Genomic DNA, 26,550 nt, shown 5'->3' with positions numbered 1-26,550 from the left:
CAGAGACTATATCGGAACTCCGATCAGTCCGCCTGCCACCGCAGTGAGGCGGTGGCGGAGGCCACCAGCACCACCGGGAACAGCGGTTCTCCGGTGGGTAAGGTCACCCGGGCTTCGCGGTCATCGACACGGAGGTAAACCGCGCCCTCGTCGTCCCGGACCAACTGAACCTGCACGGCCCGCGAACCCGGTTCGCCGGTGATCAGCGTCACCTGCTTCTGAATGTTGCCCGCCTCGATCACCTGATAACCACCACTCAGCGTCTGCGAGTCACGATCCAGTGCCGCCACGAAGGCTTTCACCTGCCACTGCTTGTCGATGGAGGTAAAGCCGGCGGTCACCCAGGGCGACCAGTCGGTGCCTGTTTTCAGCTCGTCGAGGGTTACCGCCAGGGTCAGACGGGATTGCCCGGCCTCGCCAAGAAACGGCACCACGAACTCGCCCTCCGGCGCCGCCACCGTCTCGGGCGCGACCGAGGACGCCAAGGATAAATAGTCCACGTCATATCGCTGCTCGCAACCGACCAGTGCGAGTATCAGCAGGCCCCACGCCAGCCTCTTCATCCTTCTCCTCCCAAAGACGTTCAACCCGGGTGTCTTCACCACGGTCAATGTGACTTTACATCATGGCACCCGCCCTCGGGCCTGCCCTCCCGGCCCGGCCAGGCACACGTTCGACCTTAGTCTTAACCGCCCTTCCTGGCGTAGTATCGGGAAGACACCGCTCGTAAGCTGTGGGCAGTCTCGATAACAGCAATAAACCACCGCGAACATCAGGAGAGACCCATGCTATCTCGTACTCTGATACTGGCCGCCGCCCTCGGGCTGTCCGGCGCCCTGCTGGCCGGCTGCAGCGACAACGGCAACGACGCCGCCAAGAAAGACGCCGACACCGGCACCATGGCCGGCGACGCCAGCACCGAATCCGCCCAGGCCGACGCCGGCCAGCAGGAAGTGAACCTGATCTTCGGCACCGGCGGCACCTCCGGCTCCTACTACCCCATCGGCGGCGCCCTCAAGCCGATCTTCGAAGCCAGCGATCTGATCGGTGGGGTGCAGGTGGTGTCCACCGGCGCCTCGGTGCAGAACATCCAGAACATTCAGGACGGCCTGAACCAGATCGCCATCGTCATGAGCGACGTGGCCTACGACGCCGTCAACGGCAAGAACCAGTTCGAAGGGGCCAAAGCCGACATCGCCACCCTGGCGGGCCTGTACCCCAACGTGGTGCAGATCGTGGCCACCGCGGACAGCGGCATCCAGGGCGTGGCGGACCTGAAGGGCAAGCGCGTCGGCGTGGGCAAGGTCGGCTCCGGCGTGGAGCAGAGCGCCCAGAAAGTGCTGGAATCCGCCGGGCTCACCTACGACGATCTGGCGCGGGTCAGCCACACCGGCTATGCCGACAGCGTCACCGAGATGAGCAACGGCAACCTGGACGCGGCCTTCTTCACCTCCGGCGTGCCCAACTCCAGCATCACCGGGCTGATGCAGACCAGCGAGGTCACCTTCGTGCCGGTGGAAGGGGACGTGGCGAATAAACTGCTGGAGGCCTACCCCTACTACGAGACCTACACCATTCCCGCCGGCAAGCCCGAGCGCTATGGCCTGGAGAACGCGGTCACCACCGTGGCGATCCGCAACATCCTGATCGTGCCCACGTCCATGGACGAAGCGGTGGCCAAGGAACTGACCAAACGCTTCGACGACTACCTGGGCTCCGACAAGGTGTCCGTGGGTGCGCTCAAGGACATCGACCCGGCCAGCATGGACCAGAACCTGGTGGTGCCGCTGCACCCGGGCGCCAAAGCCTACTACGACGACCGGGAAGGCGCCGGCGACAGCAACGACGACTGACCACTGAGGCTGCCGGTCGGCCATGGCAAGACTCCGCCGCCGTTGGTGGCAGGCATGGTGTCTGGCGCCGGCCCTGGCCCTGGTGGCCACGGCGGCGCTGCTGCCGCTGCCGTGGCTGGTGGTGCTGGACGGCGACCGGGCCCGATTCGCCCTGCCCGGCCCCGCCGGCACCCCCTTCGTGCTGCGCTGGACTCACTCCGTGGAAAAGGAAGATTGGGAAGAGCGCTTTCGGATCGGGCCGGACGGCGGCCTGATGCTGGTGGCCACCCGCTTCAAAACCTTCGGCGCCGGCGTGCCGGATCAGGTCGGCACGGACACACGGCTGGAGAATGGCTGGGTGGTGATGGACGGCATCCACCGCCCGGTGGATCCGCTCAACGTGCAGGCCGCCGCCGCGGAGCATTATCGATTGCGTTACCGGGGCGTCACGCTGGCGCTTGCCGACCCCGGCCCGCCGAGGGTACTGACCTTCGCCACCCGTGACGCCCCCTTGTTCACCATGCTGCCCGCCCTGCTGCGGGCGGTCGCCAGTTGGAGAGGCCCATGAGCCAGTTATCCCCGCCGCCGCCCCCGGACGATACCGATCCGGCGGTCAAGGAAGCCCTGGAAAAATACGACCGCGAGAGCGTGGTGCGCGATGCCCTGCCGCGCTGGACGGTGGTGTTCGTCACCACCGTGTGCGTATTGCTGGCCGCCTTCCACCTGTACACCTCCTTCTCCGGGCCGCTGGTGGACGTGGCCCAGCGCAGCATTCATCTTTATACGCTGCTGGCGCTGACCTTCATTCTTTACCCGATCACCAAAAAAGGCGTGCGCGACCGGGTGCCCTGGATCGATCTGCTGCTGGCCGCCATGGCCTTCGGCATCGGCATCTACATGCTGGTGGTGGCGGACCGGGTGATCGCCTCCGGCGGGCGCGTCAACACCACCGACATGATCGTGGGCGCGGTGGCGATTCTGATGGTGCTGGACGCCACCCGCCGGGTCACCGGCTGGGGCCTGACCTTGCTGGGCGTGGTGTTCCTGATCTACGGCTTCTACGCCAAGCTGTCGTTCTACCCTGAACTCAACGAGAACATCGTGCTGGCCACCGGGCGGCAGATCATGTCGCACCTGGTATTCATCACCGAAGGCCTGCTGGGCACCGCCATCGCCGTGTCCGCCAGCTACATCATCCTGTTTATTCTGTTCGGTGCCTTTCTGGTGAAATCGGGCCTGGGCCAGCTGTTCAACGACCTGGCCCTGGCGGTGGCCGGCCACACCCGGGGCGGCCCCGCCAAGGTGGCGGTGCTGGCCAGCGGCCTGCTCGGTTCCATCAACGGCTCCGCCATCGCCAACGTGGTCACCACCGGCGCCTTCACCATTCCGTTGATGAAACGTACCGGCTACAAGCCCAACTTCGCCGGCGCCGTGGAAGCCTCCGCCAGCGTCGGCGGCCAGATCCTGCCGCCGATCATGGGCGCCGCCGCCTTTATCATGGCGGAGGTGCTGTCCGTGCCGTACACCCAGGTAATTCTGGCCGGCATCATCCCGGCGCTGCTGTTCTATCTGGGCGTGCTGTTCCAGGTGCACCTGCGCGCCATGCGCAACGGCCTGGAAGGCATCCCCCGCTCTCAGCTCACGCCGATCCGCGAAGTGCTGCTCAAACGCGGCCACCTGCTGGTGCCCATGGCGGTGCTGCTGTGGCTGCTGTTCGAAGGCCGCGCGCCGTTCTTCGCCGCCTTCTGGTCCATCGCCGCCACCGTGCTGATCTGCGGCACCCGTAAGGTCACCATCGGCCTGAGCGTGCTGCTGGCGCTGCTGATCTTCGAGCCGCAACTGCGCGCTCTGGCCCTGGGCCACGCCATGCCCAACATGCCGCTCAGCCGCTGGAGCCTGTTCGCGGTGATCGCGCTGCCGGTGGTAATCAACGCCCTGCGCGCCCGGCTCGGCCTGGAAGCGGAGAAAATCGACCTGGCCGACTGCCGCGACGCCATGACCAACGGCGTGCGCAACTCCATCCCGGTGGCCCTGGCCTGCGGCGCCGTGGGCATCGTGGTGGGCGTGGCCACCCTCACCGGCATCGCCCTGGACGCCGCCGACGCCGTGGTGCAACTGGGCCGCTCGATCCCGTTCCCGACCCTGCAGCTGCTGGTCACCCTGCTGCTCACCATGGTCGCCTCCATCGTGCTCGGCATGGGGCTGCCCAGCATCCCCACCTACATCATCACCAGCACCATGGCCGCGCCGATCCTGCTCAACCTGCCCCTGTTCCGCGAACTGGCCGGCAGCAACGACACGGCGATCTTCGTCGCCCACATGTTCGTGTTCTACTTCGGCATCTTCGCCAACCTGACGCCCCCGGTGGCCCTGGCCGCCTACGCCGCCGCCGGCATCAGCGGCGGCTCGCCCAACGCCACCGGCTTCCAGGCCATGAAGCTGGCCATCGCCGGCTTCCTGGTGCCCTACATGTTCGTGTTTGCCCACAGCATGCTGATGATCGACGCCACCCTGGCCAACACCCTCTGGGTGATCGTCACCAGCGTGATCGGCGTGCTGCTGCTGGCGGTGGCCGTGGAAGGCTACCTGCGAAGGCCGCTCAGCCCACCCTGGCGCCTGCTCGCCCTGGCCGGCGCCCTGGCGCTCATCTACCCCGGCCTGTGGAGCGACGCCATCGGCGCCGTGGCGGCGGTGATGCTGTTTTTGCTGGCCAAACAAAAGGGGGAGATCACAGATCCGGTATGAACGGCGCCTCTCGTGGATGTCGGCCGGGATGCCGGGGCCCGGCGAATAGCGTATAAGGGCGGCATGAAAACCCCGAAACGCCTACAGCCCCTGGTCGACGACGGCCTGGTGGACGAAGTGATCAGCCGCCTGATGAGCGGCAAGGAAGCCGACATCTACGTGGTGCGCTGCGGCGACAAAGTGCAATGCGCCAAGGTTTACAAAGAAGCCGCCCAGCGGGGCTTCAAACAGGCGGTGCACTACCAGGAAGGGCGCAAGGTGCGCAGCACCCGACGCGCCCGCGCCATGGAGAAGGGCTCCCGCTTCGGCCGCGACCAGCAGGAAAAAATCTGGCAGACCGCCGAGGTGGAGGCCCTGCGCCGGCTCGCCGACGCCGGGGTGCGGGTGCCGCGCCCCTACGACATGCTGGAGGGCGTGCTGCTGATGGAGCTGATCACCGACGACCAGGGCGACGTGGCGCCCCGGCTGTGCGATGTGATGCCCTCCGAGGAACAGGCCCTGGAAGACCACGCCCAGATGATGCGCTACGTGGTACGCATGCTGTGCGCCGGGCTGGTGCACGGCGATCTGTCGGAATTCAACGTGCTGCTCGACGCCTACGGCCCGGTGATCATCGACCTGCCCCAGGCGGTCAACGCCGCCGCCAACAACCACGCCAAGACCTTCCTGTTGCGTGACGTCCACAACATGACCCGCTACTACGGCCAATTCGCCCCGGCCCTGCTCGACAGCCGCTACGGCGAGGAAATCTGGGCGCTCTACGAAGCCGGCGAGCTGCACCCGGACACGCCCCTCACCGGCGAATTCCAGGACGCCGGTCAGGCCGCCAACGTGGACGACGTGCTCGCCGAAATCAAAGCCGCCTTCGAGGAAGAACAGGAACGCCTCCGCCGGGCCCGGCCGGACGAGGACGACGGCGCCGCCCACTGACCGACGGCCCATGAGGGCGCGGAGTTTGTGTCTTCGCATTAGGGGATGGCGTTCAGCCGCTCCGCCAACGCCTCCGTCTGTTCGGTAAATTTTTTTGGATTATTCTCTTTCAGCTTCACCAGATTCTGGAGCTTCCAGCGCAGAGCCGGCAGCTGGTCCAGGTGATCGATGCCCAGCAGAGACCAATTGGGCTCGGCGGACACCAGAGACAGCAGAAAACGCCGTTCATCCTCGTCCAGCCCTCGCTGAAGTTCCCGGGCCAAACGCTCGCGGGTTGCCAGCAATGCCTCCAGTGCGACCGGCTCGGCGGTCATGCCCTCGAAGTTATGGGTATGGTCGTGCCGGATGTCCCGGAACCGTGGAAACAGCACCTCATGAAGCGGCCGGTTGTTGCTCGCCAGATACACCACAAAGGCCCGCCGGATCCCCGGCGTGATCCCTTCATGGTCGAAGAGTTGCATCACATCGAACAGATCCCGTGGGTGCTGGCGATCCAGGGCTGCGACCAGCTTGCCCGCGTAAAGGTCTTCAAGCGACACCATCGGAACATCCAGGTCGGCGAGCAGCGCGTCGCTGGCGGCGGCGGTCAGTGACGCCTGCTGCACGGGATGCACCGTGCCGCGCATCACGAAGTTGGTCTCCACTTTCACTTCGATGGACCCGCGCCGCGCCATCAGCTTGGTTTCACCGACCGCCGATTCCGGGCTATGCACTTCCAACCCCTGCCTTTTTAGACGCTCCGTCATCTGGCGAACTGACTCGTTGATCGTTTCCAGCGCCTGCTTGCGAGGAACGGTGTGGTCCACAAAGACCAAATCAAGATCCACCGACAAGCGCGGCATGTCACGGACGAAGAGATTGATGGCCGTGCCGCCCTTCAACGCAAAAGTGTCATCGACGAACACCAGGGGCGCCACTTGAGTGAGCAGGCGGGCCGTGTCCAGGTAAACGGACCTCATGGCTTGATCACCAGCAGGCCGTCCTCGGAGCGGGACACCCAGGGCCGGTCGCTGCCGGTGGGCAGCTTGTCGGCATCGAGCTTGGCCGCCCAGGGCAAACCGCCCTCGCGGCCCAGCTGCAAGCAAAGCCGTACGGTCTTGACGCTGATGCAGTGCTCCAGCAGCTCTTGCAGTACCCGGGCCCGCAGGCTGTAAGTGCTCGCCACCAGTTCGCGGGCCTCCTGCAGCGGCTGGCGCACTCCCACTTCGCTGAGCATCTCCAGCAAGGCGCGCTCCGGCGCGGAAACCCGCGGCGCCTCCGTGGCGCCCTGGAAAGGCCCCGCATGTCGTAGCGCATCGGGCTTTTCTTCAAACAGACGCTTGCGGTGGTACTCGGAGGGGAAGCGATCCGTGAACCAGGCCGGCAGATGGCCGGACCGCCACCCATACAGCTGCAACACCGGCTGCCGGGCCACGTACTGGCGCACGCCATGCCAATCCAGAGCGGTTTTGCCGCCCACATGCAGGCCCTCAAGGCGGCGCTGCAACACCGCCAGGCAGGGCTCCAGCACCAGGGTATCGTTGGGCCGACGATACACCCCACGGGCCAGCCGGGTGAGCCAACCGGCCCGCACGTAGTGCACCGCCAGATCAGCGGAGATCCCCAACGTGGCCAGATCCTCGGAGGTCACCGGGGCGCCGGGCCGGAGCCGGGTATAGAGCGCATTTAGTTTATTTCGCTTTGGCGTAGTCACACTGCGACTTATACGCCTTTCCAAAATATTAAGCAATTTGGAAAACCTCACTTAAACGTAGTTTAACTACGATAATTCATTACTTTCCAAATATCCGACGTTGCTTGATCGCCCTCGACGGGAACAGGTGTCGACGGCAAGCATCGCTCTGGCACGCGGTGGGCAACAGTGGGCAAAAACGGAAAAAGGTGTCAGCGAGGAGAGACAATCCCTGTCAGCGATCTCGCCGGGTGCAAACGCAAATCGGGGCGGGCATCGGAACGCCTTTCAGCCCTGTTGCCCACCCAAAATCCAGTCATTTTGAGTCTGCGGCGGCCTCGCCCTGCTCCGCCACCGCGTTGCGATCCCGCACCGGCGGGCGGCCGTGGAGGCGTGCGTATTCCCGGGTGAACTGGGACACGCTGGCGTAGCCCACCTCGAAGGCGGCGCGGCTGGCGCTTTTGCCTTCCGAGATCAGCAGGCGGCGCGCCTCGATCAGGCGCAGTTGCTTCTGGAATTGCAGCGGCGACAGGGAGGTCACCGCGCGAAAATGCCGGTGGAAGGCGGAGCGGCTCATGCCCGCCGCTTCGGCCAGCTGCTCGATGGTCAGGGGCCGGGCGTAGTCCCGGCGCAGCAGGGCGACGGCCCGGCCGATACGCCTCACCCGGCTCTCCGGCAAGCCAAGATGACGAATCGCCGGGCCCTGGTGGCCCAGCAGCAGCCAGTGATGGATCTCACGGACCAGCGACGGGCCCAGCACCGCCAGGGAGCGCGGCTGTTCCAGCAACCGCACCAGCCGCCACACCGCGTCCCGGAGCTGAACCTCGGCGTCATCAAAGGCCGGCTCTTTCGACGCCTCGTGAGCACCCAGGGTCATATCCAGCTCGGCGATCACCGTCGGGTCCAGATCCAACGCCACTGCCAGGTACGGGCGGGTGGCGCTGGCCTCGCGGATACGGCTGACGGTGGGCACGTTGGCGGTGACGATCATGGAATCGCCAGCGGCGAAGGTGAAAGTGCGCGGGCCGATGGTGACCCGCTTGCTGCCCTGCAGCACCAGGCACACCAGTGGCTTGCTGATGGCATGCTCCAGCGCGCCGGGACGCTCGCCCGACACCAGGAACAGGCCGGGCACCGGCGTGGAGGCGATCCCCGCCGTATTGGCCTGCAATCGGGTGTAGCGGCGCACCGCCTGGCACAGAGCATCGGACATGGCCCATTGTTATCCAGGCATGCCCCCCGGTACAGCCCGGTCGGCACAATCAGGCAAACCATAGCGCGCTTCAGGCACCGCCCGGCGGAGCCCCACCGCTACCGTGGAAGCCTCAGCAAAGGAGGTGAACCATGACCGACAAGACCCCACGCCAACCCGGCCCCACGCCCGAACCCGCCACCACCGACCTCACCCGCCCGCACCGGGGCGTGGAAGTCTCCGGCGAAGAGGGAGCAGAAGGCCGCAAAGCCTTCTACATTCACATCGAAGCGCTGCCCGACAAGGAGCAGGAGGTGCAGCGCATGCTGGAGGACATCCTCGGCTGCGTCCGCGACGAGCCGGCCACCGGCCCCTGGTATGCGGTGCGGTACTCGCAACGGGTGTTCGGCATCTTCGAGGTGTTTCCCGACCGGGCCGGCCGCCAGGCCCACGTGGAAGGCGGCGGCGGCGACATCTTCCGCGACCTGCAACGGATGAACGCCATCCTGGCGCGCCCGGCCCATGTACATCGCCTGGATGTACTAATGGGCAAAGAAGTGTTCGCCCGCCGCTGAACCTGGCGGCCCTTGCCGACCCGCTCGCCACCGGCGGTAAGGCCCGCACTTTGGTCAGGGCGTCCTTGCGATTGACAGCCAATGTATCGGCGATATATTTTATGTGTATCAACGATACAGGGGCGCAATCATGAATACACGAAAAGCTCTCGTCACCGGCGGTTCGGGTTTCGTCGGTGGCCGCTTAATCCAACGTATGAAGAGTCAGGGTTGGGAGGTTCGCGCCCTGGCCCGGTCCCCCTCCGCCGCGCAACGCGTGGCCGCACTGGGCGCCGAGGCCGCCTCCGGGGATCTCGACGATCCGCAGGCATTGAAGCGAGCCTTGGAGGGTTGCGACGCCGTTATTCATGTGGCTGCGGTCTTTAAGCTATGGGGCGGCAAGGACGAGTTCGAGCGGGCGAACGTCCAGGGCACGCGGAACCTGCTGGAGGCCGCGGCCGCCACCGCCAGCGTTCGTCGTTTCGTGCAAGTGGGCGCGGCGGCCGTGGTGATGGGCGACATGCAGCCCATGATGCGCGCCGACGAATCGTTGCCGCGCCAGGAGCGACCCTGGGCAGCCTACAGCGCCTCCAAGGCACGCGCCGAGGCCCTGGTGCTGGACGCCAACGACCCTGGCCGTTTCGAGACCGTCGTCATCAGACCGCCGATGGTCTGGGGGCAAGGGATGCCAACGCTGGATAAGATGGTCGAGAACGTGCGGGCAGGCCAATTCCGCTGGGTGGGCGACGGCTCCCAAGCCATGTCGACCGCCCATGTGGACAACGTCTGCCACGCTGCCATGCTCGCCTTGGAACGCGGCACGGGCGGCCAGGCCTATTTCATCAGCGACGGCCGCGACGGCACCTTGCGCGAGGTGATGACCGCCTTGCTGCGGTCCCGGGGTATCGACCCGCCAAAGGCCTCCGTACCGCTTCCCGTGGCCTGGCGGTTGGCGCAATGCATGGAGTGGGCGTGGCGGGTTTTCAAACGGCCTGGCGAACCGCCCATTACCCGCCAAATGCTGCGCCTGATCGGCCAGCCCTTCACGCTCAACATCGACAAGGCCGAACGGGAACTGGGCTACCGCCCCATCGTCTCCTGGGAACAGGGCCTGGCCGCCATGCAGTCAACCTGAGAAAAGAAGCCTCTCGCGCCGCCGGGCGTGGCCGTCAACTCCGGTTCGCCACGCTCAGATGGGCCACCACCGCATCGAAGAGCAGATCGCTGGTGGCCTCGATCTCCCGCCGCGACAAGCCCCGGCCCGTCAACGCCAGCACCCCGTTGCAGCCGGCCCAGACCGCGCGGGCGGCTTCGTCCACCGCGACCTTGAAGACGCCCCGGTCCACCAGACGTTGAACCCGTCCGCGCATAAGCGCGTAGGCTTCGTTCGCCAATTCCGGCTGTATTCGCAATTGCGCCGCATACAGCGCGTGCAGCGCCGGTCGCTTCAACGCGAAGTCCACCGCCTGGTCCCAGCCGTTACGCAGCAGCGCCATGGGATCATCGGTATCCGGCGCGGCTCGCTTGCGCGCCATGAACTCCGTCCAACCGCGACGCACCAAAGCGGACGCCAACCCGTCCTTGTCCCCGAAGTAGTGATACAGCGTCGGCGACTTCACCCCCGCCGCTTCGCAGACCGCGCGCGTGGTCAACGCCGCCACCCCACCGCGCTCAAGCACCTCGGCCGCGGCGCTCAGGATTGCGTCTTCCGTACTTGAACTCAAAATGCTCTCTCTGGCTTTTACGTCGACCATCGCGCCGACACGAGCGGAATATACCAATGATATAGAGGGAAATGAAACGCTGGGGATGGATACTACTTCCCAGCCGGCTTCTCCGGGCGATACCGATCCAGCACCCTGGCGTCCGTCGCCTCCTCTTCCTGAAAGACTCGCGCAACAGCCTCGACGAGTTCTTCCCATACCCCGGCCTTCCTGAGCACCGGCATTTCCTTGACCAGGACGTTGCTGAGTCGCCCGCCATTCTGCTCGATGGAACGCAACAGGCGATCGGCCTGAGGGTCTGGCATCTCCACCACCTCCTTGAGCGCCGCACGGGCCCGCGCGTGAGTGCGCAGGTATCGGGATTCCACGCGCATCTGCTCGGTCAAGGTCCTACGGAGAATCGCCGCCAGGAAAATCACATGGGGCGTCAGGTCGGGATAACGCCAAAGCGGCATGGCCTGCTTCGTACCATGGAACACCAGGTTGGACACCACGCCATCCGGGTAGGTGGTTTGTGTCGGCGTGAACTCGACGTGCTGGCGCACGGCCTGCATCAGGGGTTTGGAGACCTCGTCCAGCACCCGGTCGTAGCCACGCCTCTCACCCGCGTCATCCATGATCACGGCGGACACCGGCAGGATCACCGGGTCCGGGATCACGCCGTCACGGCGCAGAACATCGTTGATCAGGAAACGATGCACGCGGCCGTTGCCATCGGCCAGCGGGTGGATGTACACAAACCCGAAGGCCGCCACCGCGCTGCGCATTGTGGAAGACTGGCCCCGGGTCCGCTCCAGAAACACCCGCAGGCCTTGCAGCATCGCGGCAGCGGCATCATCCGGCGGCGCCACGTAATGCACCACTTCCTGGTAGCGCACCACCTCGCCGACAAACACCGGCGACTGACGAACGCCAAAATGCTGGATGGTGGTTCTCTCGCCCAGAATCTCCCGTTGCAGATCGGCCAGCCCCGCATCATCCAGAGGCAGGCTTCCCTCCCCGGTGCGCCGTGCCATGACGTCGGCGAAACGCTGTACCCGCCCCACCTGATCCGCCTCCCCCTCGATGGCAAAGCTGGCTTTGCTCTCCCGCAGGGTCATCCACACCGCCGCGCGCACCAGGAGGTCCTCGCCGAACTCCTCGGTTAGCTCGCCAAACAGCGCACCCACATCCAGTCCCGCCGCCTGGGCCAGCGCCTCGGTCTTGACCACCATGGGGCAAAAATGCCGCGTACCCAGCATGTTATCGTTGACCCGCCAGCGTTTGCTCTTGACCACCTGATCAGCGGAGGCCGCCACCAACTTGCTGTCATCGAGAGCATCCACGTAGTTGCCCCCCAGCCGTTCGGGCACCGCCAGCGCCTCGTCCGTCAACCATTCGTACAGAAAGGCGGCGCGGCGGGCGTACTGGCCGGTGGGCTCCGCCGCCACCCACGCCTGCACAAACCCGGGCCCGGTGCGCTCGAACAAACGGGCGAGAAACTCCAGGTGCGGCACCTCATGACGCAGGTGGAACTGCAAATGCGCGGCCGAGTTGGCCGGCGGCCGCATGGCCTCGGGATAGGTTTCCAGCCGGAAGCCATCGTTCACCTCGGTGCTACGACGGCCACCCACCTGGCTCACCACCGCCAGGGCCCCCAGCGGCATGACGTCATACGCCCGTGCCAGCCAGGCGGCACCAATGGGATCGGCGGGCAATTCCGTCATGGGGACCTCCGAATAAAACGGCTTTTGGACAACCCAAAGCGGTGACACAAACTAGCCGCTGCACAAAACGGGTTATCTGTGCACAAAAACGGTTACACCAATAAGGGTTTGCACAAAAATGATTGTGCCTTGGTTGGTGCAAAGTGCCAAGCACTGGGTGAACAGACAGGTAGCGCGCACTAAAGCCAGCCTTTAACAAGGCACCAAGGATCAGCCGCCCGCCCCCACCAGACTCTCCCTCGAAATCTCCCCAACCGCCCGCGCCCCGGTGAGCGTCATCGCCACCCTCATCTCGCTGGCGATCAGGTCCAGCACATGGGCCACGCCCTGCCCGCCGGCGGCGGCGAGGGCGTAGACGAAGGCGCGGCCCAGCAGCACGCCGTCCGCGCCCAGGGCCAGCAGGCGCACCACATCCAGGCCGGAGCGGACGCCGGAATCCGCCAGGATCGTCAGGTCGCCCTGAACGGCGTCGGCGATGGCCGGCAGGGCCCGGGCCGAGGAGAGCACGCCATCGAGCTGGCGCCCGCCGTGGTTGGAGACCACGATGCCGTCCGCGCCGAACCGCACCGCCTCGCGGGCGTCCTCCGGATCGAGAATGCCCTTGAGCACCATCGAGCCCTTCCAATACTCCCGAATCCACGCCAGATCCCGCCAGCCGATGGACGGATCGAAGTTCTCGCCCAGCCAGCCGATGTAATCCTCCAGCTGGATGCGATGGCCCAGATAGGCCGACACATTGCCCAGATCGTGCGGCCGCCCGCGCAGGCCCACGTCCCACGCCCAGCGCGGGTGCGTCATCGCCTGCAGCACCCGCCGCCAGGCCGCGACCGGCCCGGACATCCCCGAATGCCGGTCCCGATAGCGCGCCCCCGGCACCGGCATATCCACCGTGAACACCAGGGTCCGCACCCCCGCCGCCCAGGCCCGCTCCAGCGCGTTCTTCATGAACCCGCGATCGCGCAGCACATACAGCTGAAACCACATCGGCCGCGTCATCGCCGGCTGCACCTCCTCGATGGGACACACCGACACCGACGACAACGTAAACGGCACGCCCCGCGACGACGCCGCCCGCGCCGCCTGCACCTCGCCCCGCCGCGCGTACATCCCGGTGAGCCCCACCGGCGCCAACGCCACCGGCAGGCTCACCGCCTCCCCGAACAACCGCGCCGACAGATCCACCTCCCCCACTTCCTTCAACACCCGCTGCCGCAACGCCAGATCGCGCAGATCCGCCACATTGCGCGCCAGGGTGTGCTCGTCGTACGCGCCGCCGTCGATGTAGTGGAACAGGAACGGCGGCAGGCGGCGTTTGGCGGCAAGGCGGTAATCGTGGGTGGAGGAGATGGTCATGGTTGTCTCAACAAAGAGGGAAAGTGCTACTTATCGTCTGTAGACCGTAATTCGTGGTCTGCGCTCTACTGGATGGGTCGATCTAAGGAGAGTAATTGAAGGAGGCGGAGATGACCAAGCCGCACGATGTCGAGCAGGTCGAAGCACGCGATATGGCGTGTTTGGCGGTTGAGCAGTTTAACTATTTGGAGGCGCTTTTCTCGGCGCTTGCGAACCGGCTGGATTCTTTCGACCGAGAAGACAGAACAATCAGGGATGCCAGAAGACTTGCCTTATTGGGCCGCAGTCATGCGGAGCAGTGGGCCTGTGCCTTTCTGGATGAAATCAATGGCTAGCCAGACAAACAGGAAAGCATAATGAAAAAGTGCAAGCCGAACATCGAGATCGGGCATTACCGTGGAAGTCGCTATTGGGGAGTTTGGGTTGATTCGGAGCTGCTGGCTGTGGTTTGTTATCGAAAAGGGGCGGAGGCTATTAAAGCGGCTTTACTGAATCGTTAGCGTTTAAAACGGCATCTGATTCAAGCTGCATGACAATTTTTCGTGGCTTTGTAACGTCTTGCATAAACGACAAGCCGTCAGAGGCCCCGGTGGAAGCCTCGCTGGGCAGGAATGAACTCGACACATTGGTTAGGATTATTCTCGGATGATATTCCACGTTGAAGAATTTTCAACGTGCCCAAATATTCCTGGCACCAAACCCTCCATTACTGAGTGGTCTTCAAGAACTGGTATTATTGACTTAACATACAAAGTCTCACCTGTTGTCAGCCGAGCCTTTAACTTAATCGGAACACCCTTTTCGATTAACCTCGGACGCATGTTTCCCCACGATGCGGATACAAAAACTAAGAACCCCGACTGAAAATCCATGCTTTCTATCCTACCATCCAATGTCAAGCTTCCCGGCCCCTCTGAAAAGTTTGAGAACCAATTCTTCAGATATCTAGTAATGTCTCCAACCGTATGACGAACCCTGCAAGGAAGGGACGTCGGGTTAAGTGCCTGATGCCAAATCGGCCATTTTTTCAGCCTTCTTATATGTAGTGAAAAATCTCGTATGACGACAAGCTCTGCTGTTGGATTATTAACACCCGCTTGAATCAAAAACGTTACCCGCACATTAGCCGGATTTCCATCAATATCCCCGAGCTCTTCCCACGCGCATCGACTGGTAAGACTCTCAATCTCTAAAGTCGGCCGCTTTAGCTTCGTTTTCAAAAAACGAAAGGCGCCTAATAACCAGGCCAAGATCCCGACGATAACCCATTTTAAGAGATCGACGGTCACGCCATGTGACTCGATCCAGGCTATGATTTCTTTCACGTAATCCACCAATATAGATTCAATCCTAACGCAGAGCTAGCCGGTGGCCTTGACACAGAGAAGCCGAAGCAAAGGCATCCGTCTGACGCATTTTTTGCACTAGAACGGAATGTCATCGTCGAAATCATCGGCCGGCTCCGGGCGTTTTGGTTGGATGACATCTTCGTTTTTTAACAGCGCATCTATCCCCATTTCCGTAACCGAATAAGCAAAATAATCGGAACCGTCTTGCTCGTCGGTCTCAATTATCTTATCAAGCAGACCCATTCGCTCAAGTTTTATCAACGATAGCTGGAGGACCGCCTCATTTATTCCTCGAAAACTGTTCGATATTCTGTAGAAAGGCATTCCTCTCGGGTCGTATGTATGGCTGTTCAGGCAAGTAGCGAGAAACCGATAATCCTGATCCATGAGCGTGTAATTTGCTGGATTTGCAACAATTCTCTGTGTTGCCGACACGCTCGCATGATCAATGAATCCAATTCGATCAACCTCTGATTTAATCAACGCACACGCCCGATTGGTTGCCGATACAAGATCGTTATCGGATCGACTTGCATCATAGTCAGCAGGCGTTACACCCAAGAGGTCTGTTGGCAAGTGCATTTCAACATCGCGGGGTTTAAGGATAAATGACCGCGATTTACCAATCGCCCCAACGAACAAGCCCATTTCAAAAATTACGTTATCACGCACCACATGCTCGGCCCTGCTCCGTATCGAGGCAACATCATCTGGAGCGAATATAAAGAGAGCAAAATCAACGGCCGACGATTTTTCTACAAGGTCGTCAATTGCAGAGGAGGAGAGCTTGAATGTTCCATTTTTCCATATCGTGACCTCGAGCTCGTGATCTAAGTTCACATTGACAGCTTCAGCTACCGGTAGGGTTTCAGCGGATGAAGCTATGAACAAACGCGGTTTTCTCAAGGTCATCTCCTGACTTAAAAAGAACCAACACAACGCTCTGCGGAAAACCAGGAACGCAGCGGGGGAACTACAAGGTCGGCTGGAGCACCTTGTTAGAAGGCTCTAGCACGTACTTCAGTTGCTCAGCAGTTATATCTTTTAATGCCCAATACTTCGGCGTTGGTGAATATGCCGCAACTGATGACTCGTCATAAAAAAATACATTCTTTGCTTTCAAATATTTAAAACCCGGATCTGAACTAACGTAATCTTTTCCAGTTGATGAAGGAAGCCAGCCTTTAACCAATGCCTCATACGCCAAAAGCCAGTTTGAAGTGGTTAATTCAGAAGGCGTCATTAGACTACGCCACAAGGTAAAGGTGTGGGCGCTAGAAATTAGTTTTCTCTGCTGCGCATCTAAAGTAAGCAGCGCAATAAATGGATTTTCGATCTCTGATAAAACTTTTACAGTCGAATCAGAAAAAGTTAACCCGAAAAGCATCATACCAAAAATTGCATAACAAACTTCGCTTGTATGCCCCATAGGAGCATGCTCTGCTATTAAAAATTCAAGCGTATCTTGCAGCTCGCTTTTGTTAATCAAGTATCCGTTACTCTCATAGAACTTTATGAAATCCAGAGCAATGGGAAGAATACCAGGTTCAGCGATAGACCATTGTAATATGATACTTTGATATGCAGGCCAGTTTGATGTGTAGGTAAGACGCGAAGATGATTTCAATATTGCATATTTCACTATTGGGTCATCAGGGAACTTACCAAGATAATCCATCACCAAGTCAAAGTAATGGAGTAGGTCATTTCTCTGTTTCGTGCGACCATTTCTGAAGTGATAATTTTTAAGCTCATGGAGCCAAATCGGATCGAGCGGACATGGCAGTTCGATTATCTTCGTTTTAGAAGAATTGAGTGTAAGCTCGTATTGCTCCAAGGCCTCCTGCAGCTTGGCAAGAGTGGATTCAGCTTGTTGAAACGATGTGCAACCAAATTCAAAATCGTCTATATATCTGTGATACTTGCTCCCGACACTGGGGGTAAGTGACTTATCGATAGATGTAAGAATCAGTTCTGCGATAGCAAATGAAGTGTCAGGCCCTATAGGCACTCCCTTTGTTTGCATCTCCTGACAATTCCTTACGTGAGTATCGATTTGATTTCCAATGCTGGCTGAAAATGCAAAGCTACTTTTTGCAGCGGCTTTGGTATGCAATGCCCACGGAATACTATGTGTATAAATAGAGGAGTAAAAATTACTAATGTCAGCCTTTAGGATGTACTTTGAAGCAGATCTAGTATTGAGCATTGAATCGGAGAGGCGTGAGAAACCTTGCTCCCAACCAAGAGCTCTATTTGTATCAGCCACAGGCCGGCTAAGTGATTGATCTGATTTCTTATAGTAAGTCTCTAAAGTAGTCCAATTGTCTGAGATAGACTTTGCACAATGGTAGTAGTTTATCGGGTTGGGAACCGATAGAACCCTTCTAAGCTTTCCTCGCCTAGCTAAATTAAATGTGGAACACTTCGAACTGTACTTTGGGCCTTTTTTTCCGAATATATAAGGTATCATGGCTGGTAGAGAGGACGAACAGAATGCCGAGGCATAGCTTCTAGTAGTAAATGGCTCAGGCAATTCCGCAGGAAAATATCCTTTTTCAAGAAGTTCTTTTAACATAAATTATTTCTTCTAGTCCTCAAACCCTGAAAGCCTTCTAACAGGTATTAGGACGGCAGCGCGAATATCCAATGAACGCGCCGGCGTCATATCACTCTTCTTGGATTCCCTAGCGCAAAATAAAACCAGAAAAGTCAGCCACTTACAAATTCAGGGAGCAGGCTTTCTCCTGATATCTTGACTAAGTCACTCTCCCCAAAAAAGGCCGCCAACGCCCAAGCGCCAACGGCCTTTTAAGTAAGCCCTTACTAACTCGCCAGATCAGATAAATCGCAGATCAGCCAACCACTCTGCGGGAAGACCAGCTAGCCACCCTCCCCCGGCAACGGCAACCCAGCAATCAGCCCAGCCTCCCCCCGCGGCACCCCCAACGCCTGCAGCACCATCTCCGCGGCAATACGGTCGGCATGCTCCACCTCCCCGTCTTCCACGAGCAGGTTCATGGCGCCCAGGGTGGCGGAGATGACCATGCTCATGGCCATTTCTTCGTGGGCGTAGTGGAAGTCGCCTTGGCGGCGGCCGGCTTGGAGGTCGGCGCGGAGGTAGGTGGCGAGGGCGGAGCGCATGCCTTCGGCGTAGCGGACCACGGTGATGAGGGCGCGGGTCCAGTCGGGGTCGGTGCGGGCTTTGTTCATGAAAGTGCGCACGGCGATGCTGAGGCGCTCGGCGCCGCTGTCGACGGCTTCGCTGACGGTGAGGATCTGCTCGGAGAGCTGGACAGCGAGTTCCAGGCCGACGGCTTCGAGGACTTGTTCCCGGGAGCGGAAGTAGTTGTAGACGGTGCCGTTGGAGACGCCGGCTTCTTCGGCGAGGGTGTTGAGGGCCAGGCCGCCGACGCCGGCGTGGGCGTAGATGCGCAGGGCGGCGTCCAGCAGTTGCCGCCGGGTGCGGGCTTTCTTTTTGTGGCCCCGGGTGAGGGTGTTGGCCGGGGTTTTACCGGTACTGGGCGTCGCTTTTTTTGCCATGAGACCGTTCCAACCGTGGGCTTGGGTGGCGTCATGATACTGGGAAAAGCTCAATATTGAGAGTCCTTCATCATAAGTCTCCTTAGGCCGCCGTGAGCGCCACTAAACAGTCCTCGACGATGCGCTCCGCGTCATGGGCCGGGCCGTCGTGGAGGATGACGCGGTCCGGGCGGCAGACCACCAGGGTGCCCCGGGAGGGGCCGTTGGCGAGGCAGCCGGAGAGGTCCTCGGCGAAGGGGGTGTCGGTGGCCGGGTGCTGGCCGCGCAGGCCGATCTGCAGGAAGGCGCCGCCGTGGTCTTCCCAGCGGGCGCGGGTGGCCTCGTCCAGGGCTTCGCGGGGGTCCACGCCGAAGCCGATCAGGGTGAGGTGGTCGCCGAGTACGTCGTCGCTGGGCTGGATCTGGCCGTCATGGCGGACCAGGCCCTGGGCCAGTTGGGCGCCGCGGGTGATGCCCTTGCGCGGGCGGCCCGGGATCAGGAAGCCGTCGGTGCAGCGGTTGGCGGGTTTGATTTCCAGCTCCTCGAGCTGGCGGCGCAGAGGCGGCACCAGGCGGCCCAGGCGCATGGCGCCGTGCACGGTGATGGCCTTGAAGCGGCTGCGGGGCATGACCAGGCTGCCCATCAGCTTGGCCAGGCCGATCATTTTCTTGGCGTGGGGGCGGCGCTCCTGGTCGTAGCTGTCGAGCAGGGCCGGGGCGGCCCGGCCTTTGACCACCCAGGCCAGTTTCCAGCCCAGGTTGGCCACGTCCCGCAGGCCGGCCACCAGGCCCTGGCCGACGAAGGGCGGGGTAATGTGGGCGGCGTCGCCGACGAGAAACACCCGGCCCTGCTGGAAGGCGCCGCAGCAGCGGGCGTGGAAGCGGTACACCGCCTTGCGCTCCACCACCAGGTCTTCCGGGGCGATCCAGGGGGCCAGCAGTTCGGCGACTTTTTCCGGGCTTTCCATCTCTTCGTGGGTTTCGCCGGGCTGGAGCATGAATTCCCAGCGTTCGCGGCCGCCGGGGGCGGGCATGTGCGGGGTGGGCCGGGCGGTGTCGCAGAGAAATTCCACGTGGTCGATGGCTTTGCCCTCGCGGGCCTTGGCGTCGACGATCAGCCAGTCTTCCGGGTAGGTCTCGCCCTGAAAGGCCTGGCCGATCAGGCCGCGTACGGTGGAGCTGGCGCCGTCCGCGCCCACCAGGTAGCGCGCGCTGACTTCGTGGCGGTGGCCGTCGCGGTCCTTGAGGTGGGCCGTCACACCGGTGTCGGACTGGCTCAGATCCACCAGCTCATAGCCGTCCCGGAAACTCACGCAGGGATAAGCGCCCACCTGCCCGCGCAGGGCGCGCTCCAGGTCCGGCTGGTAGAAGGTCACCAGCTTGGGGTGGCCGTCGAGGGTGCCGGCGGTGTTGGCGCGGCCGAACTCGCCCAGGTAGCGGCAGTGCATCTTCACTTCCGGGATGGCGATGCGGTCGAAGGCGCCTTCGCCCAGCCCGGCCATTTGCAGGACGCGCAGGGCCTCGTTGTCCAGGGCGATGGCCCGGGGCGCCAGCATCACCTCCGCCACCTTGTCCACCACCAGGGTGGTCACCCCGTAGCGGCCCAGCAGCGCGCACAGCGCAGCGCCCACCGGGCCATAGCCGATCACCAGCACGTCGGTGCTCCGGGGCAGAGCCTCTTTGTTGTTCGTCATCGCCTTGTCACCCATTCGCAAGAAGACGGGCGCCCCGGCCTGGCCGGTGATCCACCCTGAAAGCGGTCTTTGTATCTTTTATTGACATCTATTTCAATATTGAATCTAATCTCAATTATTCGAGCCGGCAAGGCGCCGGCCATCAATGACAACAACGAAAGAGGTGCCCATGACCTTCGCGGCCCAGCCCCAACGCGACCTGACGGCGGAGGAGATCCGGGCGTTTCAGGAGGACGGCGTCATCATGCTCAAGCAGGTTCTCGAGCCGAACTGGATGGCCATGGTGGAGGCCGGCATCGAGCAGGCCCGCCGGGAAAGCTCCCTGCTGGGCCGGTTTATGTCGCGCAAGGTCGAGGGCTACCAGATGGACATCTTCCTGTGGAAGCGCATCGATATTCTGCGCGACCTGATCTATTACAGCCCCTGCGCGCACCTGGCCCGGCAGCTGATGGGCGCCGAGGAAGTGCGCTTTTTCTACGACCAGATGTTCGTCAAGGAGCCGGGCACCGACGCGCCCACGCCCTGGCACCAGGACCTTAGCTTCTGGCCGATTCGTGGCGAGCAGATCTGTTCGTTCTGGATTCCCTGCGACCCGGTGAACCGGGACAACAGCGGCCTGCTCTACGTGCGCGGCTCCCACCGCTGGCCGCAGCGCTTTAAAGCCATTTCGCCGGACTACGTGGCCAGCATCATCGATGAGGACATGGAAGACATCCCCGACATCAACGCCAACCCGGACCAGTACGACCTGATCGACTGGGACATGGAGCCGGGGGACATTCTCGCCTTCCATCCGCTGACCCTGCACGGCTCCTACGGCAATGCCTCACGCACCCGCCGGCGGCGCGCGCTGGCGCTGCGCTGGACCGGCGATGACGTGGTCTATGCGCCGTCGAGCAAACGGATGCCGATTCATTACAAACACGATTCCGTACCCGATGGGCCGCTTCGCGGCGCCGCCTTCCCACGCATTCTGCCGGAGCAGGTGCCCAAGGAGCGCGCCGCCCGGCTGCAGGCGGAACGGGCCGACGCCGGCAAGCTGCTGGCCTCGGGCTGGCACAATGCGATGGCCGCCGCGCGCCAGACCCTGCGCGCCAAACGCACGCCCACGCCGAAACAAACCTGGACGAGGTAAGCCCCATGGCCGAACTGACCACTCCGCAACCGGCCCGGCATCCGGCGCCCACGGTAAAGGCCCGCAAACTGGCCTACCTGCTGTTCGAGCGGCCCGATCTGGAGAAGGCCGAGCGCTTCCTGAACGACTTTGGGCTGCACACGGTGTCGCGCTCTGCGGACGCGCTCCACCTGCGTGGCGCCGGCCCGGAGCCGTTCTGCTACCGGGTGACCAAAGGGGACGACGCGGGCTTTATCGGCATCGGGTTCGAGGTGGGCGCCCGCGAGGACCTCGATCGGCTGAGCCGGCTGCCCGACGCGTCGGCGATTGAACCGGTGGACTACCCGGGCGGCGGCGAGCGGGTGCGGCTCACCGACCCGTCCGGCTTCATGGTGGAGGCGATCCACGGGCAAACGCCGGCCGAGCCCCTGCCCCACCGGGCGGCGCTGCCGATCAACGTCCCGGAGCACCTGCCCCGGGTGAACGACACCCAGCGCCCGCCGGTGGCGCCGCCGGAGGTGGTGCGTCTCGGCCATGTGGTGCTGGAGGTGGCGGATTTTCAGGCCACCTGCGGCTGGTACACGCAACACTTCGGGCTGATTCCCAGTGACGTGCAGGTGCTGCCCGACGGCTCGCCGGCGGTGGTGTTCCTGCGTCTGGATCTGGGCGACACCCCGGCGGATCACCACACCCTCGCCATGGCCCAGGGTTTCATGCCGCTGTACAGCCACAGCGCCTACGAGGTGATCGATACCGACGCGGTGGGCATGGGCCAGCGGGTGCTCAAGGCCGCCGGCTGGACCCACGCCTGGGGCATTGGCCGGCACGTGCTCGGCAGCCAGATTTTCGATTACTGGGAAGACCCCTGGGCGGCCAAGCATGAGCACTATTGCGATGGCGATGTGTTCACCGCCGAGCGGCCCATGGGCGTGCATCCGGTGAGCCGGGAGGCCATGTCCCAGTGGGGCCAGCCGATGCCGGCCAGCTTCACCAAACCCAAACTGACGCCGGCGGCACTCCGTGAGCTGACGCGCAATCTGCGCCGCAGCCCGGACCTGTCGGTGAAAAAACTGATCACCCTCGCCAAGATATTTGGCTGATAGGAGAAAAGAATATGGCACTGCATCTTGTCCGCTTCCAACACCAGGACCAGCCCCGTTGGGGCCTGCTGGAAGGCTCAACTATCAAGCCGCTGGATCTGCCCTGCACCACCACCGCCGCGCTGATCGAACAAGGCCACGAGGCCATCCGGGCGGCCGCCGGCGATAGCGCCGGGCTGGCACTGGAAGACGTCACGCTTCTATCGCCGATCACCAAGGACGCCAAGGTGCTCTGCCAGGGCGCCAATTACCGCCAGCACATGATCGACTCCGGCATGAACCCGGACGACAAAAGCTTCAATATGTTCTTCACCAAATCCTCCGGGTCGATCACCGGCCCCGGCGGCGAGATCGTCAAACCCGCCCACGTGCAGCTGCTGGATTACGAGATCGAGCTGACCCTGGTGCTGGGCAAGAAAACCGACGGGCCGGTGGAGGTGACCGCCGCCAACCTGCACGAGTTCGTGGCGGGCATTTGCATTGGCAACGACGTGTCCGCCCGGGACGTGCAGATTCCCCAGATGCAGTTCCACAAGGGCAAGAGTTACCGCACCTTCTGCCCGCTGGGCCCGGTGCTGTGCCTGCTGGAAAAAAGCGAGATGCACTACCTGGGCGAGATGCAGCTGCAACTGACGGTAAACGGCGAAACCCGGCAGCAGGACAGCGCCGCGAACCTGGTGTTCAAGCCCGCCGAAACCCTCAGCGAGTATGCCCTGATTCACGACTTCGCCCCCGGCGACGTGCTGATGACCGGCACCCCCGCCGGCTGCGCCCTGGGCCTGCCCAGCCCGGCGGTGACCAAGGTGGCCGCCTTGCTGCCCGAGTCAAAAAAATGGCAGCTTTTTATCAAGTCCCAAAAGCGCCGGCGCCAATACCTGAAGGCCGGGGATGTGGTGGAATCCACCATCACCAGCCGCGACCAGGTGCTGAACCTGGGCAAGCAACGTCATACTGTTAAAGCCGGGGCCTGAGCGAGCCCCGCCCAAAGCCACCTCGGAACGCGGCGACCGCACGGACACAAAGTGAAAGGAGACAAGGTGAAGGCTTTTATCATCGCTGACTCGCACACCGGCACGCTGCGCCCCACCGAGGTGCCGGCGCCGCCGCCGCCCGGCAACGATCAGGTACAGCTGGAACTGATCGGCACCTCCATCAACCCCATCGACCCGCTGGTGGCCCAGGGCTATGGCGCCCCGCTGCTGGACCGCAAACGGCAGGGGCCGCTGATCCCGGGCCGGGACGCGGTGGCCCGGGTGGTCGAGGTGGGCAAGGGCGTCACCGACTTGCGGCCCGGCCAGCGCGTGCTGGTGGCGGCCTCACCGCGCACCGGCGGCACCTATGCGGCGGTCTTTAATCTGCCACGGAAATGCGTGGCGCCCATCGCCGACACCCTCGGCGACGCCACCGCGGCCGGCCTGGGCTACGCCGGGCTCACCGCCCTGCAAGCCCTGGCCGCCGCCGGCCTCTCCGCCGACAACGCCCGGGGCAAGCAACTGTGCATCAACGGCGCCAGCGGCGGCGTGGGCTCCATCGCCCTGGTGCTGGCCCGGCGCTGGGGCGCCACCATCACCGCCGTGGCCTCCCAACGCAACCAGGACTGGGTACGGCGCCTGGGCGCCGACCAGACCGTGGACTACCGCGACCCGGCGGCCATGGCCGCCATCGACGCGGACATCATCCTCAACTTCGCCGCCCCCGGCGATAACCACCGGCAAGACCCGCTGCTGGACCTCCTGCGCCGCCGCGACACCCCCGGCCGCGCCTACGTCAACACCACCAATCCGGTGCTCAGCTCGGTCACCGACAAGGGCGTGGTGGGCGGCCTGGCCACCAGCGGCGGGATCTATGCCAAAAAACGCCTCGCGGCCCGCCGGGCGGGCATCCGTTATCGCTGGGTCCTGTTCCAGGAAAACGCCGAACGGCTGGCGTATTTGGCCAAGGTGTTCGCCGATCCCGACATACCCTCCATCGTCAGCGATCGGCAGCCGCTTGATGCGCTGCCGGATACGTTCAACGATCCCAAAGGGCCGCCGTCACCGGGGAAAGGGGTGTTTATGGTTGAGGAGCCCTGAGCCGGGCCGGTATACGGGACTTACTCCGCCCTAATAGTGCTTGAGCCGCCGCCGGACCTGGCGCTTGCCCTCCTGACGAACTACCGAGAAATCCTCGGTAGTTGCCGCCTCGTCCAACTCGGCCTCCGCGTAGACGTTCCTAAGGTGCAGGCCGATGTTGTCCGTGGAGGTATCAAAAAGCTCGGCCATCTGGCCTTGCGTCGCCCACAGGGTCTCGCCCTCCAGGCGAACCTCCACCGGCCCGACGTCCTCCTCGAAAATGACGATGTCACTCACTCAACCTCTTTATTGTAATTATCGGTACTGTCCATAATGACAGTACAGCGTGCGGAGGTACACCTGCTTGCAAGAAATCGTCGGAACAGCACCTGTTGCTGTTTCCAGCCTTCCGGCCGCCCTATTTGCGCAACCCGGAAATTGCGCAACAGGAGCAAGACCATGAAACAGCGCAAACTGACAGTCCGCAAAGGGCACAGGGACTACACCCTGAAGAGCAAGCCTTAGTCTTCCCCCAGTTCCTTGATGGCACGCGACAACGGTGATTGGTAAATATGCAGACGCTCAGCCGCGCGAGCCAAGTGCAATTCTCCTGCGACAGCGAGAAAACAAGGGGGAAGAAACCCTGGCCTGCCACTCTCTTCTCAAAACTTTGATTTTCGGAAACATCCATTCCCGTAGCGTTTTTAACCCAGGTTCTCCTCAGCTAACGCACGGGATACTGACGGCAGGAGTTTCATGTCATCATAGTAACTTCGAAGGCGCTCCGTCAGCTCAAGACCGATTCTTTCAGACGCCATAAGCACCCAGAAAAGGTAACAATCGGCGATCGTAATATCCTCACCAACAAGATATTTTTTGTCGCCCATCTGATCATCCAAAAGAGAGAAGGCTTTCGTGATCTTTTTGCGAGCCCGCTCCTTCTCCGTCTCTGGAAAATTCAAAAAAAATGGCGCGTAACTTCCATGGATTTCAGACGCCATGAAAGCAGTCGCTTCCAAGGACCGCCATCTTGCGATGCTCTTTTTGGGAAGAAGCTTTCCACTTTTTTCGGCGATGTAGTTAAGGATAACCGGGTTCTCGGTGAGCACTTCTCCATCATCAAGTTCGAGTGCCGGCACGTAGCCCTTAGGGTTGATCGACAGAAAGTCACGACTGTCTTCGGTCTTTTTCTCATGGGTGATACTCATGAGCTTGTAGGGAAGTCCTGACTCGACCAACGCGATGTGATCGGCGAGGCTGCAAGCTCCCGGATAGTAGTAGAGAATCATAGTAGTATCCGCATGACAAACTTCCCCGCACCGATTCCTTACAGGGAGGAAGTCTCGTTTGTTGGAAGCCACAACGTATGTAACCTAAAATATTTCGTCAAAGCATATATTTAGGAGCAGGTCAAATGAATATGAGTCCCCCAAATGCCCAAAACGAATGTAGAGGCGTAAAAGAAATTCTCAGCCTGATCGGCGAGAAATGGACAATTCAAGTTGTAGTCGCTCTGCGACTCGGCCCACGGCGCTTCAACGAGATCCCACGGCAAGTGAGTGGTATCTCACAACAGATGTTGACGAGGACACTCAAGACCTTAGAGCGTGACGGGATAGTGGAGCGAACAGTCCATACAAGTACACCACCGCGGGTTGAATATTCCCTGACGCCACTCGGGCATTCCTTGGCGGAAAACGTACGACGATTGGCTGAGTGGGCGACGGCGCAACAAGAGATAATAGATGGGAACCGTTTTCAATACGACACCGCGGCCGGCCGAAAAAATATGTAGCCAACACGAACCTCCGACCACTACGCGGTCAGTACGTCAACCGAGCCTCAGATGGTGCGACCGAGCGATATGCCAAGCCGGTTTCGGCGGTGATGTCTTTGGCGACTTGCGCCAGTTCTCGAGCACGTAGTGTTACCAACAGATTGCGTGCCAGAACGACTCGCTGACTGCGGCACTCGTGTTCGCGGTTGGTTACCGTCAAAGGTCAGGAGCCCTGA

General features: G+C 61.9%; 27 protein-coding genes and 1 pseudogene. 12 read left to right on the top strand and 16 right to left on the bottom strand.

What is annotated here, in order from left to right; all coding sequences use genetic code 11:
• Positions 1-23: 23 nt before the first annotated feature.
• On the bottom strand, positions 24-563 hold the full coding sequence (locus IM760_RS03730; protein WP_204427183.1) for a hypothetical protein: 540 nt from the start codon (positions 561-563) through the stop codon (positions 24-26).
• Between the two features lie 222 nt (positions 564-785).
• On the opposite strand from IM760_RS03730, the gene IM760_RS03725 reads away from it, so the two are divergent.
• The 4 genes from IM760_RS03725 (at position 786) to IM760_RS03710 (ending at position 5,507) form a co-directional block, all read left to right on the top strand.
• On the top strand, positions 786-1,853 hold the full coding sequence (locus IM760_RS03725; protein WP_204427182.1) for a TAXI family TRAP transporter solute-binding subunit: 1,068 nt from the start codon (positions 786-788) through the stop codon (positions 1,851-1,853).
• Between the two features lie 22 nt (positions 1,854-1,875).
• Complete coding sequence (locus IM760_RS03720; protein WP_204427181.1) at positions 1,876-2,400, top strand: DUF1850 domain-containing protein; 525 nt, start codon at positions 1,876-1,878, stop codon at positions 2,398-2,400.
• Positions 2,397-4,577, top strand: a complete 2,181-nt coding sequence (locus IM760_RS03715) for a TRAP transporter permease (RefSeq protein ID WP_204427180.1) — start codon at positions 2,397-2,399, stop codon at positions 4,575-4,577. Before IM760_RS03720 ends, IM760_RS03715 begins: the two co-directional genes overlap by 4 nt.
• A 63-nt stretch (positions 4,578-4,640) precedes the next feature.
• A complete protein-coding gene (locus IM760_RS03710; protein ID WP_204427179.1) occupies positions 4,641-5,507 on the top strand; it encodes a PA4780 family RIO1-like protein kinase in 867 nt (288 codons plus the stop codon).
• A 38-nt stretch (positions 5,508-5,545) separates the two neighbouring features.
• On the opposite strand, the gene IM760_RS03705 is transcribed toward IM760_RS03710, so the two are convergent.
• From IM760_RS03705 to IM760_RS03695, 3 genes are all read right to left on the bottom strand, one after another.
• Positions 5,546-6,466 carry a nucleotidyl transferase AbiEii/AbiGii toxin family protein gene (locus IM760_RS03705; RefSeq protein ID WP_204427178.1) on the bottom strand — a complete coding sequence of 307 codons (921 nt, stop codon included), beginning with the start codon at positions 6,464-6,466 and terminating at the stop codon, positions 5,546-5,548.
• A complete protein-coding gene (locus IM760_RS03700) occupies positions 6,463-7,200 on the bottom strand; it encodes a type IV toxin-antitoxin system AbiEi family antitoxin domain-containing protein (RefSeq protein WP_204427177.1) in 738 nt (245 codons plus the stop codon). Before IM760_RS03700 ends, IM760_RS03705 begins: the two co-directional genes overlap by 4 nt.
• Positions 7,201-7,495: 295 nt before the next feature.
• On the bottom strand, positions 7,496-8,392 hold the full coding sequence (locus IM760_RS03695) for an AraC family transcriptional regulator (RefSeq protein WP_204427176.1): 897 nt from the start codon (positions 8,390-8,392) through the stop codon (positions 7,496-7,498).
• A 131-nt stretch (positions 8,393-8,523) separates the two neighbouring features.
• On the opposite strand from IM760_RS03695, the gene IM760_RS03690 reads away from it, so the two are divergent.
• Positions 8,524-8,946 carry a putative quinol monooxygenase gene (locus IM760_RS03690; RefSeq protein WP_204427175.1) on the top strand — a complete coding sequence of 141 codons (423 nt, stop codon included), beginning with the start codon at positions 8,524-8,526 and terminating at the stop codon, positions 8,944-8,946.
• A gap of 130 nt (positions 8,947-9,076) precedes the next feature.
• Complete coding sequence (locus tag IM760_RS03685) at positions 9,077-10,060, top strand: NAD-dependent epimerase/dehydratase family protein (RefSeq protein WP_204427174.1); 984 nt, start codon at positions 9,077-9,079, stop codon at positions 10,058-10,060.
• Between the two features lie 34 nt (positions 10,061-10,094).
• On the opposite strand, the gene IM760_RS03680 is transcribed toward IM760_RS03685, so the two are convergent.
• The 3 genes from IM760_RS03680 to lldD form a co-directional block, all read right to left on the bottom strand.
• Complete coding sequence (locus IM760_RS03680) at positions 10,095-10,679, bottom strand: TetR/AcrR family transcriptional regulator (RefSeq protein ID WP_204427173.1); 585 nt, start codon at positions 10,677-10,679, stop codon at positions 10,095-10,097.
• Positions 10,680-10,741: 62 nt separating this feature from the next.
• Positions 10,742-12,355, bottom strand: a complete 1,614-nt coding sequence (locus tag IM760_RS03675) for a Fic family protein (protein ID WP_204427172.1) — start codon at positions 12,353-12,355, stop codon at positions 10,742-10,744.
• A gap of 210 nt (positions 12,356-12,565) precedes the next feature.
• Positions 12,566-13,708 (bottom strand): FMN-dependent L-lactate dehydrogenase LldD, encoded by a 1,143-nt coding sequence (lldD, locus tag IM760_RS03670; RefSeq protein ID WP_204427171.1) that lies wholly within the window; start codon positions 13,706-13,708, stop codon positions 12,566-12,568.
• A 110-nt stretch (positions 13,709-13,818) separates the two neighbouring features.
• Here lldD and IM760_RS03665 point away from each other — a divergent pair, with 110 nt between their 5' ends.
• Positions 13,819-14,043, top strand: coding sequence for a hypothetical protein (locus IM760_RS03665; protein ID WP_204427170.1), 225 nt, complete (start codon positions 13,819-13,821; stop codon positions 14,041-14,043).
• A 300-nt stretch (positions 14,044-14,343) separates the two neighbouring features.
• Here the strand turns inward: IM760_RS03665 and IM760_RS03660 are convergent, their stop codons facing one another.
• The 5 genes from IM760_RS03660 to IM760_RS03640 all read right to left on the bottom strand — a co-directional run bounded on the left by IM760_RS03660 (position 14,344) and on the right by IM760_RS03640 (position 20,272).
• The gene (locus IM760_RS03660) at positions 14,344-15,033 is read right to left on the bottom strand and encodes a hypothetical protein (protein WP_204427169.1); all 690 of its coding nucleotides are present in this window, start codon (positions 15,031-15,033) and stop codon (positions 14,344-14,346) included.
• 99 nt (positions 15,034-15,132) lie between these two features.
• Positions 15,133-15,963 (bottom strand): TIR domain-containing protein, encoded by an 831-nt coding sequence (locus tag IM760_RS03655; protein ID WP_204427168.1) that lies wholly within the window; start codon positions 15,961-15,963, stop codon positions 15,133-15,135.
• A 67-nt stretch (positions 15,964-16,030) separates the two neighbouring features.
• Positions 16,031-17,635 (bottom strand): RNA-directed DNA polymerase, encoded by a 1,605-nt coding sequence (locus tag IM760_RS03650; RefSeq protein ID WP_204427167.1) that lies wholly within the window; start codon positions 17,633-17,635, stop codon positions 16,031-16,033.
• A 305-nt stretch (positions 17,636-17,940) separates the two neighbouring features.
• The gene (locus IM760_RS03645; RefSeq protein WP_239549589.1) at positions 17,941-18,600 is read right to left on the bottom strand and encodes a TetR/AcrR family transcriptional regulator; all 660 of its coding nucleotides are present in this window, start codon (positions 18,598-18,600) and stop codon (positions 17,941-17,943) included.
• Positions 18,601-18,682: 82 nt separating this feature from the next.
• Positions 18,683-20,272, bottom strand: coding sequence for a bifunctional 3-(3-hydroxy-phenyl)propionate/3-hydroxycinnamic acid hydroxylase (locus IM760_RS03640; protein WP_239549588.1), 1,590 nt, complete (start codon positions 20,270-20,272; stop codon positions 18,683-18,685).
• Positions 20,273-20,417: 145 nt separating this feature from the next.
• Here IM760_RS03640 and IM760_RS03635 point away from each other — a divergent pair, with 145 nt between their 5' ends.
• The 4 genes from IM760_RS03635 (at position 20,418) to IM760_RS03620 (ending at position 24,558) form a co-directional block, all read left to right on the top strand.
• Entirely contained in the window at positions 20,418-21,407 is a 990-nt protein-coding gene (locus IM760_RS03635; protein WP_239549587.1) for a phytanoyl-CoA dioxygenase family protein, read from the top strand.
• A 5-nt stretch (positions 21,408-21,412) separates the two neighbouring features.
• Positions 21,413-22,486, top strand: coding sequence for a 2,4,5-trihydroxytoluene oxygenase (locus IM760_RS03630; protein WP_204427165.1), 1,074 nt, complete (start codon positions 21,413-21,415; stop codon positions 22,484-22,486).
• A gap of 14 nt (positions 22,487-22,500) precedes the next feature.
• Positions 22,501-23,457, top strand: coding sequence for a fumarylacetoacetate hydrolase family protein (locus IM760_RS03625; RefSeq protein ID WP_204427164.1), 957 nt, complete (start codon positions 22,501-22,503; stop codon positions 23,455-23,457).
• A gap of 66 nt (positions 23,458-23,523) precedes the next feature.
• Entirely contained in the window at positions 23,524-24,558 is a 1,035-nt protein-coding gene (locus IM760_RS03620; protein ID WP_204427163.1) for an alcohol dehydrogenase catalytic domain-containing protein, read from the top strand.
• Positions 24,559-24,588: 30 nt separating this feature from the next.
• On the opposite strand, the gene IM760_RS03615 is transcribed toward IM760_RS03620, so the two are convergent.
• From IM760_RS03615 to IM760_RS03605, 3 genes and pseudogenes are all read right to left on the bottom strand, one after another.
• Entirely contained in the window at positions 24,589-24,834 is a 246-nt protein-coding gene (locus IM760_RS03615) for a virulence RhuM family protein (protein ID WP_204427162.1), read from the bottom strand.
• Between the two features lie 224 nt (positions 24,835-25,058).
• A pseudogene (locus IM760_RS03610) lies at positions 25,059-25,154 on the bottom strand (LysR family transcriptional regulator); the annotation flags it as partial.
• Positions 25,155-25,241: 87 nt separating this feature from the next.
• Positions 25,242-25,826 (bottom strand): glutathione binding-like protein, encoded by a 585-nt coding sequence (locus tag IM760_RS03605; protein WP_204427161.1) that lies wholly within the window; start codon positions 25,824-25,826, stop codon positions 25,242-25,244.
• A gap of 125 nt (positions 25,827-25,951) precedes the next feature.
• On the opposite strand from IM760_RS03605, the gene IM760_RS03600 reads away from it, so the two are divergent.
• Positions 25,952-26,332, top strand: a complete 381-nt coding sequence (locus IM760_RS03600; RefSeq protein ID WP_204427160.1) for a winged helix-turn-helix transcriptional regulator — start codon at positions 25,952-25,954, stop codon at positions 26,330-26,332.
• 28 nt (positions 26,333-26,360) lie between these two features.
• On the opposite strand, the gene IM760_RS19065 is transcribed toward IM760_RS03600, so the two are convergent.
• Entirely contained in the window at positions 26,361-26,534 is a 174-nt protein-coding gene (locus IM760_RS19065) for a DUF3363 domain-containing protein (RefSeq protein ID WP_476726668.1), read from the bottom strand.
• Between the last annotated feature and the right edge of the window lie 16 nt (positions 26,535-26,550).

The sequence above is a fragment of the Alloalcanivorax marinus genome (genome assembly GCF_016906305.1).
In the GTDB taxonomy this organism is placed as follows: domain Bacteria; phylum Pseudomonadota; class Gammaproteobacteria; order Pseudomonadales; family Alcanivoracaceae; genus Alloalcanivorax; species Alloalcanivorax marinus.
This window is presented reverse-complemented; position numbering and strand designations above follow the sequence as displayed.